The sequence below is a fragment of the Mucilaginibacter sp. OK268 genome, assembly GCF_900103125.1.
Lineage (GTDB): Bacteria > Bacteroidota > Bacteroidia > Sphingobacteriales > Sphingobacteriaceae > Mucilaginibacter.
The window spans coordinates 262,380-278,163 of the sequence record NZ_FNJV01000005.1 but is presented as its reverse complement, the minus strand read 5'-3'; the positions used below and the strand labels follow the sequence as shown (position 1 = coordinate 278,163).

12 protein-coding genes and 1 riboswitch are annotated in these 15,784 nt (G+C 40.9%); of the genes, 8 read left to right on the top strand and 4 right to left on the bottom strand.

Annotated elements, in window-relative coordinates; genetic code table 11:
* Positions 1-28: 28 nt before the first annotated feature.
* Positions 29-1,354, bottom strand: a complete 1,326-nt coding sequence (locus BLR84_RS17690; protein WP_090470761.1) for an O-acetylhomoserine aminocarboxypropyltransferase/cysteine synthase family protein — start codon at positions 1,352-1,354, stop codon at positions 29-31.
* 253 nt (positions 1,355-1,607) lie between these two features.
* A riboswitch (SAM riboswitch) is annotated at positions 1,608-1,718 on the bottom strand.
* 182 nt (positions 1,719-1,900) lie between these two features.
* The gene (locus tag BLR84_RS17685; protein ID WP_090470759.1) at positions 1,901-3,016 is read right to left on the bottom strand and encodes a trans-sulfuration enzyme family protein; all 1,116 of its coding nucleotides are present in this window, start codon (positions 3,014-3,016) and stop codon (positions 1,901-1,903) included.
* Between the two features lie 80 nt (positions 3,017-3,096).
* On the opposite strand from BLR84_RS17685, the gene BLR84_RS17680 reads away from it, so the two are divergent.
* From BLR84_RS17680 to BLR84_RS17650, 7 genes are all read left to right on the top strand, one after another.
* On the top strand, positions 3,097-3,624 hold the full coding sequence (locus BLR84_RS17680; protein WP_090470757.1) for a hypothetical protein: 528 nt from the start codon (positions 3,097-3,099) through the stop codon (positions 3,622-3,624).
* A gap of 87 nt (positions 3,625-3,711) precedes the next feature.
* Complete coding sequence (gene mqnE, locus BLR84_RS17675) at positions 3,712-4,908, top strand: aminofutalosine synthase MqnE (RefSeq protein ID WP_090470755.1); 1,197 nt, start codon at positions 3,712-3,714, stop codon at positions 4,906-4,908.
* 98 nt (positions 4,909-5,006) lie between these two features.
* The gene (locus BLR84_RS17670; RefSeq protein ID WP_090470754.1) at positions 5,007-5,627 is read left to right on the top strand and encodes a histidine phosphatase family protein; all 621 of its coding nucleotides are present in this window, start codon (positions 5,007-5,009) and stop codon (positions 5,625-5,627) included.
* Between the two features lie 14 nt (positions 5,628-5,641).
* Positions 5,642-6,385, top strand: coding sequence for a menaquinone biosynthetic enzyme MqnA/MqnD family protein (locus tag BLR84_RS17665; protein WP_090470753.1), 744 nt, complete (start codon positions 5,642-5,644; stop codon positions 6,383-6,385).
* Between the two features lie 547 nt (positions 6,386-6,932).
* Positions 6,933-7,736: an SDR family oxidoreductase gene (locus BLR84_RS17660; protein WP_090470751.1), complete on the top strand. Its 804-nt coding sequence runs from the start codon at positions 6,933-6,935 to the stop codon at positions 7,734-7,736.
* 226 nt (positions 7,737-7,962) lie between these two features.
* Complete coding sequence (locus BLR84_RS17655; protein ID WP_090470749.1) at positions 7,963-8,445, top strand: hypothetical protein; 483 nt, start codon at positions 7,963-7,965, stop codon at positions 8,443-8,445.
* A 161-nt stretch (positions 8,446-8,606) separates the two neighbouring features.
* On the top strand, positions 8,607-10,805 hold the full coding sequence (locus tag BLR84_RS17650) for a bifunctional alpha,alpha-trehalose-phosphate synthase (UDP-forming)/trehalose-phosphatase (RefSeq protein ID WP_090470747.1): 2,199 nt from the start codon (positions 8,607-8,609) through the stop codon (positions 10,803-10,805).
* A 69-nt stretch (positions 10,806-10,874) separates the two neighbouring features.
* Here the strand turns inward: BLR84_RS17650 and BLR84_RS17645 are convergent, their stop codons facing one another.
* Positions 10,875-12,659: a glycoside hydrolase family 15 protein gene (locus BLR84_RS17645; RefSeq protein WP_090470745.1), complete on the bottom strand. Its 1,785-nt coding sequence runs from the start codon at positions 12,657-12,659 to the stop codon at positions 10,875-10,877.
* Positions 12,660-13,336: 677 nt separating this feature from the next.
* Positions 13,337-14,440 (bottom strand): WD40/YVTN/BNR-like repeat-containing protein, encoded by a 1,104-nt coding sequence (locus BLR84_RS17640; RefSeq protein WP_255366977.1) that lies wholly within the window; start codon positions 14,438-14,440, stop codon positions 13,337-13,339.
* Positions 14,441-14,589: 149 nt separating this feature from the next.
* On the opposite strand from BLR84_RS17640, the gene BLR84_RS17635 reads away from it, so the two are divergent.
* Complete coding sequence (locus BLR84_RS17635; protein WP_090470743.1) at positions 14,590-15,480, top strand: winged helix-turn-helix domain-containing protein; 891 nt, start codon at positions 14,590-14,592, stop codon at positions 15,478-15,480.
* Positions 15,481-15,784 lie beyond the last annotated feature (304 nt).

Genomic DNA, 15,784 nt, shown 5'->3' with positions numbered 1-15,784 from the left:
CTCACCACTCACTACTTACCACTCACTATTATACTAACTCTGCAGCAAGCTGCTTTACTTTGGCAAACGCCTGTTCAAAATCGGCCTTGATATCATCAATATGTTCAATGCCTACCGAAATCCTTAATGATGTTGGTGTAACACCTGCTGATAACTGTTCTTCGTCAGAAAGTTGCTGATGTGTTGTGGCCGATGGCTGAATGATCAGCGTTTTGGCATCGCCCAGGTTAGCCAGATGGCTTACCAGTTGCAAACTGTCGATAAAATTACTTGCTTGTTGTTTATCGCCTTTGATTTCAAATGACAACACCGCTCCGAAACCATTTTTTAAATATTTTTTTGCCAGCGCATGATAAGGTGACGACTGTAGTCCTGGATAGCTAACAGTAGCTACCTGTGGATGCTGTTCCAGCCACTTAGCCAATTCCAGCGCGTTATCTACATGGCGTTGTACACGCAATGATAAGGTTTCCAAACCCTGGATATTCAACCAGGAATTAAATGGCGACTGTGAAGGGCCAAAATCACGCAAACCTTCAACACGGGCACGTATAATAAACTGAATATTGCCAAATGGGCCGCCTATACCAAATACATCGGCAAATACCAACCCGTGATAACCTTCAGATGGTTCTGTAAACTGCGGAAATTTTCCATTACCCCAATTGTAATTACCACCATCAACTATAACACCACCAATACTGGTACCATGACCGCCTATCCATTTCGTGGTTGATTCTACAACAATATGAGCGCCATGCTCCAATGGACGGAATAAATATCCGGCAGCGCCAAATGTATTATCTACAATAAGCGGCAGATCGTACTTTTTAGCCAAGGCAGCTACTCTTTCAAAATCAGCAATAGCAAATCCCGGATTACCAACGGTTTCCAGGTAAATGGCCTTGGTTTTATTATCAATTAAAGCCTCAAGGTTTTCGGCTGTATCATCTTTTGCAAAACGGGCATCAATACCCAAACGTTTAAAAGCTACTTTAAACTGATTGTAAGTACCTCCATAAAGGAAAGGGGAGGTTACAAAATTATCGCCGGCTTGCAGTATATTATTTAATGCTAAAAACTGCGCCGCCTGGCCCGATGCTGTGGCTAAGGCCGCAACACCACCCTCTAAAGCTGCTACACGTTTTTCAAAAACATCCGTAGTGGGGTTCATTAAACGGGTGTAGATATTACCAAACTCTTTCAGCGCGAAAAGATTAGCACCATGCTCCGCATTTTTAAATACGTATGATGTGGTTTGGTAAAGCGGCACAGCGCGTGAACCTGTTGTTGGATCAGGTTCCTGACCGGCATGTAATTGCAGGGTTTCGAATTTTAAATTGTTGGCAGACATAGTTGTAAGATTGAAATGTGTTTAATTAATTTTTTAACGATTTGATGGATTTTTAACTGGACTGGTAAATGATCTTACCAGTTGTTGCAACACGCGCGTTTTTCGGGATCAGAAAAAGAGGACGTGTCAGGTCGATCAGCAGCAGCAACACATACAAATACCGCTAATATTTAAGCTAATATGTTGTATACTACCGTTTGAGGTGTTAAAAATACTGTACTGATTAAATTTAATTAAACTTTTCATGGTTATAAATTTATATTCCCCGGGGTTATTTTCCGGGACAGGAATTGGCACCTTCTCCAATTTTGGAGGGTTGCCAGCGGGTCATTGAGCCTGATCTCTCGCCGCTTCTTTATAAATCAAAACCCGAACTATCGCGGAGAATTGATCAATGGTATCGCTACCAAATATTGTTGCAAATATAGGGTGATATAAATGGTAATTCCAAATTAAATTTTTCTTTAAGGTAAAAGGCGAAAGGTTAAGAGTGAAAGGTCTCGTTTTAATATTCGTAAATATGACCTTTCGCTTTTTACCTTTATCCTAATTCAAAGCCTGCTTCAAATCAGCAACCAAATCATCAATATGTTCTAAACCAACAGATACCCTCAATAGGTTACGTGGTGTTTTAGTATCAGGCCCCTCTACAGTTGCCCGATGCTCTATAAGGCTTTCAACACCACCCAGACTTGTGGCGCGAGTGAATAAGTTGAGTTTGTTAATGATATTGTGCGTATCGTTTTCGTCGCCCTTAACAATAAAGGATAACATACCGCCAAAGGCCAGCATTTGTTCTTTAGCAATGGCATGTTGCGGATGCGATGGTAAGCCCGGGTATAGCACACGTTCAACCTTAGGGTGTTGTTCTAAAAACTCAGCCAGCAACTGCGCATTATGTACGTGCCCTTTAACCCGATAAGGCAGTGTTTTAATACTGCGGGCAAGATAATAGCAGTCAGTTGGAGAGGGGATGGCACCACCCATTTCCTGGACCTGGCGTATTTTTTGCCACCATTCGTTTTTTTCGGCAGTAATTAAAGCGCCGCCCATTAAGTCGCTATGCCCACCAAAATATTTGGTTGCGGAGTGCATCACCAGGTCGGCGCCCAAAGCAAGTGGTTGCTGACATATCGGCGTGGCGAAAGTATTATCGCAAACAACTTTAATTCCCCTGGCTTTGGCAATAGCTACAACCTTTTTAATATCTGTTATCTTAAGCAGCGGATTTGATGGCGTTTCTATCCAGATCAGCCCTGTTTCGGGTTTAATATGCTGTAGCAATACCTCCGTGTCGTTTACATCAATAAAATCAAAAGTTAAAATACCGGCAAACAGGTTTTTAAGTTGATTGCGTAAACCATGATACATATCGTCCGGCGCGATGATATGCGTACCCGGGGGCAATGATTGAAATACCGACATACCTGCCGCGTTTCCTGATGAAAAAGAGGCCGCATCAGCACCGTTCTCTAATTGAGCCAATACATTCTCCAAAGATGCCCTGTTAGGATTTGACGACCGGCTATAGATATGCCCGCCAGGGAAGTCACCATCAATACCGCGTTCAAAAGTAGTTGATAGTATAATAGGTTGTATAACGGCTTTTGATGACTCATCCTTCTTATTTCCGGCGTGTATGGCTATAGTTTCAATCTTCATTTGGCCAAATTAAATAAGATTATTTTTATACAGTGTAGTGGAGGATATAATTTTTCCGTAATATTTTAAAAACCTGTATCATGAAAGCGCTATACATATCTGCTATCATTATTTTAATTTCAGTAACCAGCTGCAAAAAAGATAACATCGCCAATGAAAGCGAGTTTAACAAAAGCTATAAAACCTGGTTAAGTTTCAAAAGCACTGCACACAATACATATCTCTATACTACTAGCTTTAGATCTGTTTTCGGTTATGGTGCGGAGGTTAAAACAGGCGTTATTAATGGCAAAGTTACCTGGCGGGATTTTATATCAACCCAACTCAAACGAAACGGCACTTCTCAAATAGATACAATAAAGCAATGGCATGAAGACGCCAGTCACATCAATACACACCCTAACGATGTTGGCGAATCACTTACTTTAGACGATGTTTACCAGAAAGCTAAAACTGTTTGGCTTAAAGCGGATAAGAAATCCAACGACATTTATTTTGAAACAAAAAACAGCGGCATGATATCCAGCTGCGGCTTTGTTCCCAATGGATGCCAGGACGATTGCTTTAACGGCATTACTATTAGCCTGATTACTTCTGTGCAATTTTAGTGTCATTTACTTCCATCAACTTTGCAATGAATTATCTCATAAAGCATAGTTTTATGCTTTTTAGTACATTTGCGCAAAGTTTTTTTCATGGAAGCTGAAGGTAATTTACAGTTATTATTACAAAATCCGGATCTATCCGCTGATTTAAAGCACATTGCCGAAAAAGTGCTCAACAATGAACGCATCACCTTTGATGAAGGCGTGATATTGTATGAGCAGGGCGACCTCGGTTATCTGGGCGTTTTAGCCAATTACATCCGGGAAAAACGGCATGGTCATAAAACTTATTTCAACCGTAATTTTCATATCGAACCCACTAATTTGTGTGTTTACGATTGCAAATTTTGCTCATACTCGCGCCTGCTGAAACAAAAATCAGAAGGCTGGGAGTATACCATGGACGAAATGTTTAACATGGTGACTAAATACGATGGTGAACCCGTAACCGAAGTCCACATTGTTGGTGGTGTTTTGCCACAATACGATGTGCCTTTTTACCAGGAGCTTTTTAGCCGTATCCGCGCCCATCGTCCGGAATTGCACATCAAGGCGTTAACACCGGTTGAGTATCACTACATATTTAAAAAGGCCAAAATTGACTATGCTACAGGCATGCGCCTGATGCAGGAAGCCGGTTTACAGTCGATACCTGGTGGCGGCGCCGAGATCTTCCATCCGGAAGTACGCGACCTGATATCTAAAGATAAATGTACCGGCGATCAATGGCTGGCTATACATGAGGAGTGGCACAAATTAGGTGGTCGCTCTAACGCTACCATGCTTTATGGTCATATCGAAAAGTTCTGGCACCGGGTTGACCATATGGAACGCCTGCGCCAGCTGCAGGATAAAACGGGGGGCTTCCAAACCTTTATACCGCTCAAATTCCGCAATCAAGATAACCAGATGTCGCATGTGCCGGAGTCAACCGTGGTAGAAGATCTGCGTAATTATGCCGTTGCTCGTATTTATCTGGATAATTTTGATCATATCAAAGCTTACTGGGCCATGATCAGTCGTACCACGGCACAACTATCCCTGAACTTTGGGGTTGATGATATTGATGGAACCCTTGATGATACCACTAAAATATACTCTATGGCTGGTGCAGAAGAACAACACCCGGGCATGAGCACCAAGCAGCTGGTAGAACTGATAAAAAATGTAGGCCGGTACCCCATTGAGCGCGACACTTTATATAATGTGGTAACCGACTTTACTAATTTTGAATTCCCGGAAACCGAGCCCAAACCCCAGTACTACAAACTACCGGTAATTAATTAGGTAAAAAGCTTAAAGCAGAAGGCTAAAAGCCTAAAGCCACAAAAAACAAGCAGATAAAGCTTTAAGCCTTCGGCTTTTAGCTTTCAGCTTAAAATTGAATGATACAAAAAACCTTATATATAGTACGCCACGGCCAAACAGAGCTTAACAGACTGGGCGTTGTACAGGGCCGGGGAATGGATACCGATTTAAATGATGAGGGCCGTAAGCAGGCTTCTCAGTTTTATGAGGCATATAAAACCATACCCTTTGATAAAATATACATATCGGCTCTAAAGCGTACTCAGCAAAGTATTCAGCCTTTTATTGATCTGGGTATCCCGTATCAAAAACTATCAGGTTTGGATGAGCTGGCCTGGGGAATACATGAGGGGCAACCTGCTACAGTCCAAAACAAAGCCGCCTTTCTACAGATCATGCGCGACTGGCTTGATGGCCGTTTAGACAGCAAATTTGAAGGCGGTGAAAGCCCGAATGAGGTGGAGATCCGCGAGCGGGAAGCGCTTGACGTGATCATGGGCCACCCCGAAGAAAAAACCGTACTAATATGCATGCACGGTCGCGCTATGCGTTTATTGCTTTGTATCCTGAGCGGAAAATCTCTTACCGAAATGGATACCTTTCCGCACCAGAACCTGGTTTTATACAAAGTAATATATGACGGCGAAAAATTTGAGATCGTCGATTTTAATAACTCCGAACATTTAAAACAATCCTGAAAGAGAGCGTTTCTGTGAATAAAATAAGAATTTCAGCTGTAAGCTACACCAATACCAAACCCTTTATATACGGCATCCAACATAGTGGAATTTTAGATAAAATTGAATTGAGCCTGGATATGCCCTCAGACTGCGCTCAAAAACTGATTGATGATGTGGTTGATATCGGCCTCATTCCCGTAGCAGCCACCCTGAACTTACCACATTGGGAAATAGTATCTGAATACTGTATTGGTGCGGTTGGCGCGGTAAACTCCGTATTTATTTTTAGTAATTGCGATGTAAAAGACATCAAATACCTGCAACTTGATCCGCAATCTCGTTCATCCAATAACCTGGCGCGGGTTTTACTAAAAAACTATTGGAAGGTCTACCCGGAATTGATTAAAGATGCTGTCGACTACAGCGAATCTACAGAAGCTAACACTGCTTTTGTGCAAATAGGCGACCGTACCTTTGGCAAAAAGAGCAAATACAAATATGCCTACGATCTTGCTGAAGAATGGCAGAATTTTAAAGATCTCCCTTTTATGTTTGCAGGCTGGATAGCCAACAAGCCCATTCCGCAGGATTTTATGGATGAGTTTAACGCGGCATTGAAATATGGTCTCGATCATCGCGCCGAGCTTTTTAAGGAATTACCTATGCGTGATGATTTTGACATACAGGATTACCTGATGCACAAAATAGATTTTGACCTTACTGAAGGAAAAAAGAAAGCACTTTACATGTTTTTAGATTATATAAAAGCATTGTAAATCTTTGTCTGAACCTTAAGGGATGACCAGGGTTTTTATTTTATTACAGAGGCACATGCCTCATCGCCGCCGCCTGTGTCCTCACAGGCGGCTTTTTATTTGATACAGATTATTGGCTGTATCCTCACAGCCAGCGAGATGGAGTATAATTCTTGAACAGAGGGCCATTTTGTTACAAAAGTGGGTTTACATGGTTTACATAATTCATGGTTTACATTTATTTATTTAATTGATAGTCAAATAATTAATTTTAATTTTCATCAAATACTGGGTTTACAGTGTAAACCATAATATTCTCTGCGAAATACCATTGGGAACAAGGGCTTTTGGAATATAGACTTTGGGAACAAGCATCCAAGAATGAACACAATGAAGACATTTCAAAAATCCTTGCTCCTTGTTCTAAAAATCTTTGTTCCATATAGTAAATCGTTAATTAATGAAAAAGTGCATATCCGGATCCCTTTTTGTTTACACATTTTTAATATTATAAAACCTTCTGGGTTAAAATACATTGGTTATATTAAAACAATTAAATTGTAACTCAATGAACCCATCATTAAAAGGACAAGCGGCCCTGGTTACTGGTGCTGATAGCGGTATTGGTAAAGGCGTAGCCCTGGCACTGGCTGGCGCCGGTGCAAAACTAGTTATCAACTACGCTCACAATCATGATGCTGCCGAGGCTACTGTTGCCGAAATAAAAGCGGCCGGCGGCGAAGCATTTGCTGTACAGGCCGATGTAAGCCATGAAGATCAAGTAAAAGAAATGTTTGCCCAGATGTACGCGCAGTATGGCACCATCGATATACTGGTAAACAATGCCGGTTTGCAAAAAGATTCCAGGTTTGTGGATATGAGCCTGGATGACTGGAATACTGTGATCAGCATTAATCTCACCGGTCAGTTTTTATGCTCACGTGAAGCGGCAAGGGAGTTTATACGCAGGGGAGTAGTTGAAGAGCGGAGCCAGGCATCCGGCAAGATCATCTGCATGAGTAGTGTTCATGAAGTGATTCCCTGGGCGGGGCATGTTAACTATGCTGCAAGTAAAGGGGGCATCAGCATGTTTATGAAAAGTATAGCCCAGGAATTGGCGCCGCATAAAATAAGGGTAGTAGGCATTGGGCCGGGTGCCATACAAACTCCTATTAATAAAGCCGCTTGGGATACACCCGAAGCATTAGATAAACTGCTCACGCTCATACCATATAACCGCATTGGCAAGCCCGATGATATTGGCAAACTGGCCACCTGGCTGGCATCAGACGAGGCCGATTATATAACCGGTACCACTATTTTTATGGATGGTGGCATGACCTTGTATCCGGGGTTCGCAGATAACGGTTAAATTGAGGTTAAAAAAATGTGAAAAATCGGTTTAGCTAATCCAAAACCGATTTTTTTATGCATTTTTAAATTTACATATTGTAAATTATACACTAAGTAGATTGTAAAAATTTAAATTTTTCATCATAAAAGTCATATAATTATAAAATATTCATAAAAGTTAAATTTTATTTGTCACATTGCTAATCTTAGCATACTTTTGTTATGGATTTAAAATTTAAACGAACATGAAAAAGATATTTATAACTACCGCAATTGCCGCTTTATTAAGTGTTAATGTATTTGCTGCCGATGGCGCTAAAAAAGTAGTAGATGGTGGAACTAATGTTTCATACATTGCTTTACACGGTTTTACAGTTGACTTTGCTGATGCAAAAGAAGTAAACTGGACAGTAACCAAAAATTGCCAGAAAGCTACCTTCACTATTGATGGTGTTAAGAAAACCGCTTTCTACAATCTTAACGGTGAGTTTTTAGGTGTAACTCAAAGAGTTGACGCTAAAGCTATCCCAGCAAAAACTTTAAAACAAATTGCTAAAGATTACAAAGGTTACGAAATAGGTGAGGTTATCGTTTACCAGGCTAATACCGACCTGAACGACAACATCGACCCAACTTCATACTTTGTTGACCTTAAAAACGATGCTCATGAAGTATTGGTAAGGATCACTCAACAAGCTAACCTTGAGTTTTTCCAACAAGTAAGATAATTCTAAAAGAGTTTTCATAAAAAGCCATCCTGATATATCGGGATGGCTTTTTTTATGTCACAAGCTTGTTATTTTGCCATCCATTGTAACTATTAAGCAAACAAATCAGGGCTTTCTGTCTTTATTAATAAGTATAAATATTATTAATATAATTTACAGATATGCCCAAGACCATCATTGTATCTAACCGGTTACCTATCAAAATTTCAAAAGCAGAGGACGAGTACATTTTATCGCCCAGCGAAGGAGGTTTAGCAACCGGTTTAGGTTCGATATATAAACAAGGAAATAATGTATGGATAGGCTGGCCCGGCATCGAGATCACCGAGCAGCAGGATAAAGATTACGTTTCCCATCAATTAAAAGAACTAAGCCTCATACCTGTTTTTCTTGATCAGGAAGAGATCAACCAGTATTACGAAGGATTTTCGAACGAGGTATTATGGCCTGTGTTTCATTATTATGCCTCCACGTACGCTAATTACAAACAATCCAACTGGGATTATTACCAGGCTGTAAATCAAAAATTTAGAGATATCATCTTAAGCATTGCCGAACCTGGCGATATTATATGGATCCATGATTACCAGTTATTGCTTTTACCAGCTTTGGTGAGGAATGAGCTGCCTGATGTTTCTATCGGCTTTTTCCTGCACATTCCATTCCCATCGCACGAAATGTTCCGGCTTATCCCCTGGAGATCTGAGTTGTTGGAAGGCATGCTTGGGGCCGACCTCATCGGCTTTCACACCTTTGATGATGTACGGCACTTTTTAGGTGCAACCTCTCGCATTTTACCGGTAAACACATCATCAAATATTATTACCATGGACGAGCGTTCCATCGTGGTGGAATCATTTCCAATGGGAATAGATGAGCAAAAATATGCAACTTTACCGCTACAGGACGATGTAAAAGAGCAGATTGAACAGATAAAAAACAGTTTTATAAACACAAAACTCATACTATCTATAGATCGCCTTGATTATAGCAAGGGGATATTGCAGCGCCTACAGGCCTTTGAGCTGATGCTGGAACTTTGCCCCGAGTGTATTGAAAAAATAACGCTCTATATGATCGTTGTGCCTTCGAGGGATACCGTTCCGCAATACGCTCACCTGCGCGATGAAATAGATAAAAGGGTAGGCAATATCAATTCCATATACCGTACCATGGATTGGACACCCATTCATTATTATTACCGGTCGTTCCCGATTGAAACACTCTCTGCCTTATATCACACCGCCGACGTATGCCTGGTTACACCTATGCGCGATGGTATGAACCTGGTAAGTAAAGAATATATTGCCAGCCGCACAAATAACGATGGTGTATTGATATTAAGCGAGATGGCTGGTTCATCTAAAGAATTAATTGATGCCATAATCGTCAACCCCAACAATACTGGCGAGGTTTGCCGGGCGATATTACAAGCCATCAGCATGCCGCTGGAAGAGCAGCAAAGACGGATGACCGCGATGCGGCAACTGGTCTCTAAATTTAACATCTCTCATTGGGTTAAAATTTTCTTTGATCGTTTAAAAGAGGTTAAGCTCATGCAACGCTCCATGCAAGCCAGGCACGTAAGTTTTGCTACCGAACAATCCATCATTAACCGGTATATTAAAACCAAAAAAAGGATCATCTTTTTAGATTATGATGGCACCCTGGTAAACTTCAAATCGAACATTGAGCAGGCCAGTCCGGATGAAGAGTTATATAATATCATTAATAAGCTTTCTGAGGACCCGGCTAACCAGGTAGTACTGATCAGTGGTCGTAAACATGAAAACCTGAATCAGTGGTTTAGTCATACTGATATATACCTGATTGCCGAACATGGTTCCTGGTTTAAAAAACCCGGTACCAACTGGCATAAAATATCGGGCCTGAGCGATCAATGGAAGCATGATATTTATCCTATCCTGGAAACCTACGTAGACCGCACTCCGGGCTCCTTTATCGAAGAAAAAACATATTCGCTGGTTTGGCACTATCGCAAGTCGCAAAATGGCTTAGGAGAGCTTAGAGCAAGCGAACTGATGAACAACCTGAAATACCTGGCCAGCGATAAAGGTTTACAGCTATTGGCAGGAGATAAGGTACTGGAAGTAAAGAACATGGATATCAATAAAGGTAAAGCCGCTTTAACACTCACAGAAGGTAAAGACTATGATTTTATTATTGCCTTTGGCGACGATTATACCGACGAAGATATATTTAAAGCCTTGCCTGAAACTGCCATTACCATCAAAGTAGGCAGCAATTTATCGGCAGCTAAGTTTTATCTCCGTAACCCGATAGAGGTACGCAAATTATTGACCAGCTTTACCCAGCATACCACGGTTGAGGTAGGTTAATTATTGAATTAGTGATTTAGTGAATTACTGAGTTAAATCAGGTTCGCTAAATCACTAATTCAATAATGATTACAAGAATATTGGTCTATCCAGCTTTATGGCTATACGGTAGGCAGCATTCATTAAGCCCACATGGCTATAGGCTTGCGGGAAATTACCCCATTGACTGCCGTCCTGTTCATCAACATCCTCACTAAATAACAGCAGGTGATTGGAATATTGCAGCAGATTGGCAAACTCGCGCTGCGCATCATCCAGCCTGCCAACGCTGGCCAGTGCCTCTACATACCAAAAAGCGCATATCAGAAAAGTGGTTTTGGGTTTACCAAAATCATCGGTATATAAATACCTGTAAAATAAACCATTAGGCGTTCTCAACTCTTTCTCTAATGCAAGTAAATGATCCTTTGCCCTTTGCGATTCCGGATCGAGATAATTCATCATAATCAATTGCAGGGTACTGGCATCCAGGTTGGAGCTGCCGGCCGAATTGGTATATACTTTTCTTACCGGATCATAACAGCTTTCGATATGCGCAGCGGCGCGTTCTTTCAGTTCAATGGCTTTGTCAACAAGTTCTTTATTGTCGATGGTGCGCGCCATTTTTTCGGCGGCTGAAGCTCCGGCCCATTGAAACAGGTTGCTGTAGCAGTGTATATTGGCCATATTCCGGAACTCCCAGATCCCGGCGTCCTTTTCATCAATAGTACGGTCAATTTTATTCAGTAACGACTCTATCCAGCGTACAGAATCTTTACGTTCCGAAAAAACAAAACGATGATCGGTATACAAGGGAAGCAGGGATATCATAACCTGGCCATAAATATCGTTCTGTATATGCTCATAGGCCTGGTTTCCAATGCGTACGGGCTTGTTACCCATGTATCCATCCAAATCGGTCAATATCTCTTCAACCAGGTTCTTTTTGCCGGTTATGCCATAAAGCGGCTGGTAGCGTTCATCTTCGGAAAAGGAAATATCGGTAACATAGCCGAAATATTTTTCCATTTCCTCAAAATGTCCGATGTGATTCAGGGCCATGATCACATAATAAGTATCGCGCAGCCAGCAATACCGGTAATCCCAGTTACGACCGCTTCCGGGCGATTCGGGTAAACTGGTAGTACTTGCCGCTATAATGGCTCCCGTATCCTCAAACTGGTGTATTTTTAAAGCCAGTCCCGAGCGGATCACAAATGGCTGATAATACGTAGCGATAGAGGAGTGTTTGATCCAGGTACGCCAGTACTGCACAGTTTCGGCCAAAAAACGGTCGGCTGTGGATATCAGGGCAGCCTCCAGCGGTTCTCCATAGGTTAGGGCCAGATATTTGGTTTCATTCAGTACAAAAGCCTGTTCGTCAAAAACATAGCTGATAGGGATATTGGTAGTAAGCCTGATATTTTCTTCGCCGCCCAGGTATTGTATGTGATTACTTCCCCGGTTAACGGTTAGTTTTACCGCGCCATATTCAGATACCGGTTCACACTTCACAATAACCCTCGGTGAGCCTTCTATAGCCTCTATCTTCCTGAATAGCATTAAGGGCTTGTAGTACCGCTGATGCTGGTAAAATCTTGGCGCAAAATCGGTAATACGGTATTTACCACCACTTTTAGGACTTACCTCGGTTATCAGCACATTGGTATTTTCCAGGTAGTGCTGTTCCGATGTATATTCTCCTTCGGGCCGTATAGAAAACTCGCCGCCCTTGGTTTTATCCAGTAAACCGCCAAAAATAAAGGTGCTGTCAAATTTGGGCCAACACAGCCAGTCAACGTTGGTATTTTTATTAATGTGGGCCAAAAAGGCGCAATTTCCAATTATTCCGGTCTCATAGGTATGTCTGCTCATGCAATTTTGTGCTTAGTCAATAGGTTCAACAATATTTGCGGCTTAATGTTGAGGTAAACTTTCAATGCACAAACTGAACCCATTTCACAATTGATTTTAAGTTTTAAAATTATTATAAAATTCAAACAATAAAATAGGGGTGGGGGACTTCTTAAACCCTTATTTTAACACTTTTCTGATCGAAAATGGATATAAAACGAGTCAAAAACTGATGAAAACTCATTCAAAACCATCGATTTAACACTTTTTAACAAATTTTTGAAGGGTTTTGAAAACTTTAAAAAGTATTAAAATATTGATTTAAAGTTATTTAACTAAAATAAGACAGATTTTTGGGCTGTTTTATCTCTTTAAGCAAACAGCCCCACTTACACTTTTCAAAGTAAGCAGGGCTGTTATTTATTACACATAAATATACAAAATATTTGTGGTCTTTGCAATTACAGACCGGTGTATTTCAGCTTATCTTGCAGTGTCGAGACGTACCCTACGTGTTCTTCATCAATATCAAATAGCATTGAACCTTTCCATGTTATAACACTTTCAGTCGTATCTATATTTAAATTAGGTAGAGGATTGTTAGCTTGTTGTTTATACTACAGAAATGATATTGATTAATAATAATTACCAAATGATTTAAAATCAGCGATACACATTATTTCTGAGTTTGGATTTTTTTAACATCCTTTATTTGGTATGACATAAATCACGTTGCCTGAAACAGATAAATTGAAGCCATAATTTTCTATAGCAGGAAGTAACAGTTTTTTCCATGTTTTGCCCATGTCAGATGACCGGAATATACCATCTGAGCGGCCACATATTAAATATTTACCCATTTGTTTAATTGATAAAATATCCGATGAAGATTGAAGTAAGCCTATTTTTTTCATTAATAAACTACTCCAGGAAGGTTGAAGTTCTTCGCCTATGGCATTCCAGGTTTTTCCACTATCCAGTGAAATGTGTATGCTGTTTGTTTGGGTTATTGTGTTGTAGACTATAGCAGCAAATCCTCCATCTATACGTTCCACAGCGATGCCACCCCCCCCTTCACTAATCACACGATCCCAGTTTTGACCATCATCGGTCGATCTTAATATTCCATCTTTACTGGTAGTCAGGAGTACACCGTTTGACTCTACCAATTTCATTCTACCGTCTCCAACATGCACTTGTTCCCAGGTTTTTCCACTGTTAGTGGATCTAAAAAGGCTGTTGCTGGAGCCAATGAAAACTGTGCCTCCGGCAGTTTCAAAAACGGTGCGTACTTCTCTTTCTTTATAATTCTTGTACATCCAATCTATCGTTTTGTCTATGCGTATGGCTTGCTCTTGAAAATTCGTGTACATGGGTGACCAATTATTCGTTCCGTTTATTTTTTGTAAAAATTGACCCCTGAAATCATATGCAAGTATCCCATTCTTGCCAGGGGCAATGTTACGTTGTTTACCAGGGAAAATTTCTTTTGTCCAAAAAGGAGTTGTGGAATTTGGTTCACTGTGATAAACCCCATTGCCGGCACGTAAATATAGCCCACGGTCATTTACAAATAAACCATCTCTCCACACACCTTCTCTCTGCAATTTTTCAGGCAGTCCTTCGCTAATGTCCTGCCATGTTTGTCCGCCATCAGCAGATTTAAAAATGATGTTGACAATCGTCGATGATTTGCCTTCTTTTATTGGTCTCTTTTTTGCTTCCTTTTCTTTTAGTACAAAAGAATTTAGTAGAAATAATACCAGGAAGATAGCCGGAACAAATACAAATAATCTTCTCATTTTTTTAAATTTTAAGTAAAACATATGTTTCATAATCTATTTTATGATCCTATCAGAATTGATGCAGCAAAATTACTTTGATATATTTCAGCCCAGAGAATTTGGATTGTAAATAAAAATGTAAACTTTGTAAATAAAAACTTGACACTATGCATCTTAGCCGAAATCTCCTCTCCGGGAAACGCAAGTACCTGTTCGGAGTGATAGTACTCTCGTTTATCTCTGTGATCTGCGCGGCTTTCAGTATGACCGGCAGTGACGATTTTAATATCGCCAGGAGGGAAGTTTTACTCCGCAGGATCGGACATGAACTACTCTTGCAGTCGGGCGACAGTACATCAAGGGTGCTCCCTGTAAAAAAGATCGCAGAAAATGAATACCAGATCAGGTTTGAGAACGACCTTACTTTTCGACCGGACTCCCTGGTGAATACTACCGGGCGTTTGTTGGCCGAAGACCCCTTAGCACATGATTATGTTGTTAACGTTCTGACCTGTGGCGACTCCAGTGTGGCCTATGGATACGCTATATCCAAAAATAAGAAAGATGATATTGTACCATGCAAAGGAAGAAAGCAACCCAGGGCATGTTATATGATCAACATTAAATTCAAACCAACAGGAATAAATATAGCACAGAGCGGATATCTTCTGGGCAGCCTGCCATTTTTAGCATTTGTTGGTTTTATATTTTTAAGATCGGTTAAGCCACGGAGAGCCTTACCTGCCGGTCAGTATACCGACATCTTAACTTTAGGCGCGGTGTCGTTCGATGCGAAGAATCGGAAGCTCATCATAAACGGAAAAACTATCGACCTGACCGGAACTGAAACCCGTCTGCTGGTCATTTTCGCGTTGTCGCCTAACCAGACTATAGAGAGAAGCCGGCTGCAAAAAGAGATATGGGAAGATGAGGGTGTTATTGTAGGGCGTAGTCTGGATATGTTCATATCAAAACTTAGAAAAAAACTGGAACTTGATCCTAATATCAACATTGTTGTTGTACGCGGCAAAGGATATAAGCTGGAAGTTAGCGCTTAAGAAGAATCTCCTCGTCCCGAAATTGATCTTATTAGAATTCAATTTGGCATTTGTAAAACTTTATCCTGAACTACTAATATGGCACCATTAAAAGAATTATCCTTGCCCAGAGATCGAACCCAAAACAGTGCTTTCCGGGCAATAAAGCCACATTTAATATTCACTAAAAAAACCTTCCTACGTTTGTTTTGTAAAGAGGGTTTTGCGCCCAGCGCTCTAGGCGGAGAGGGATGTGGAGCATAGCGATGACAGGGTAAGTCACCCACACCAGAAATGTACCCTATTACCAACCTATAAATCGACA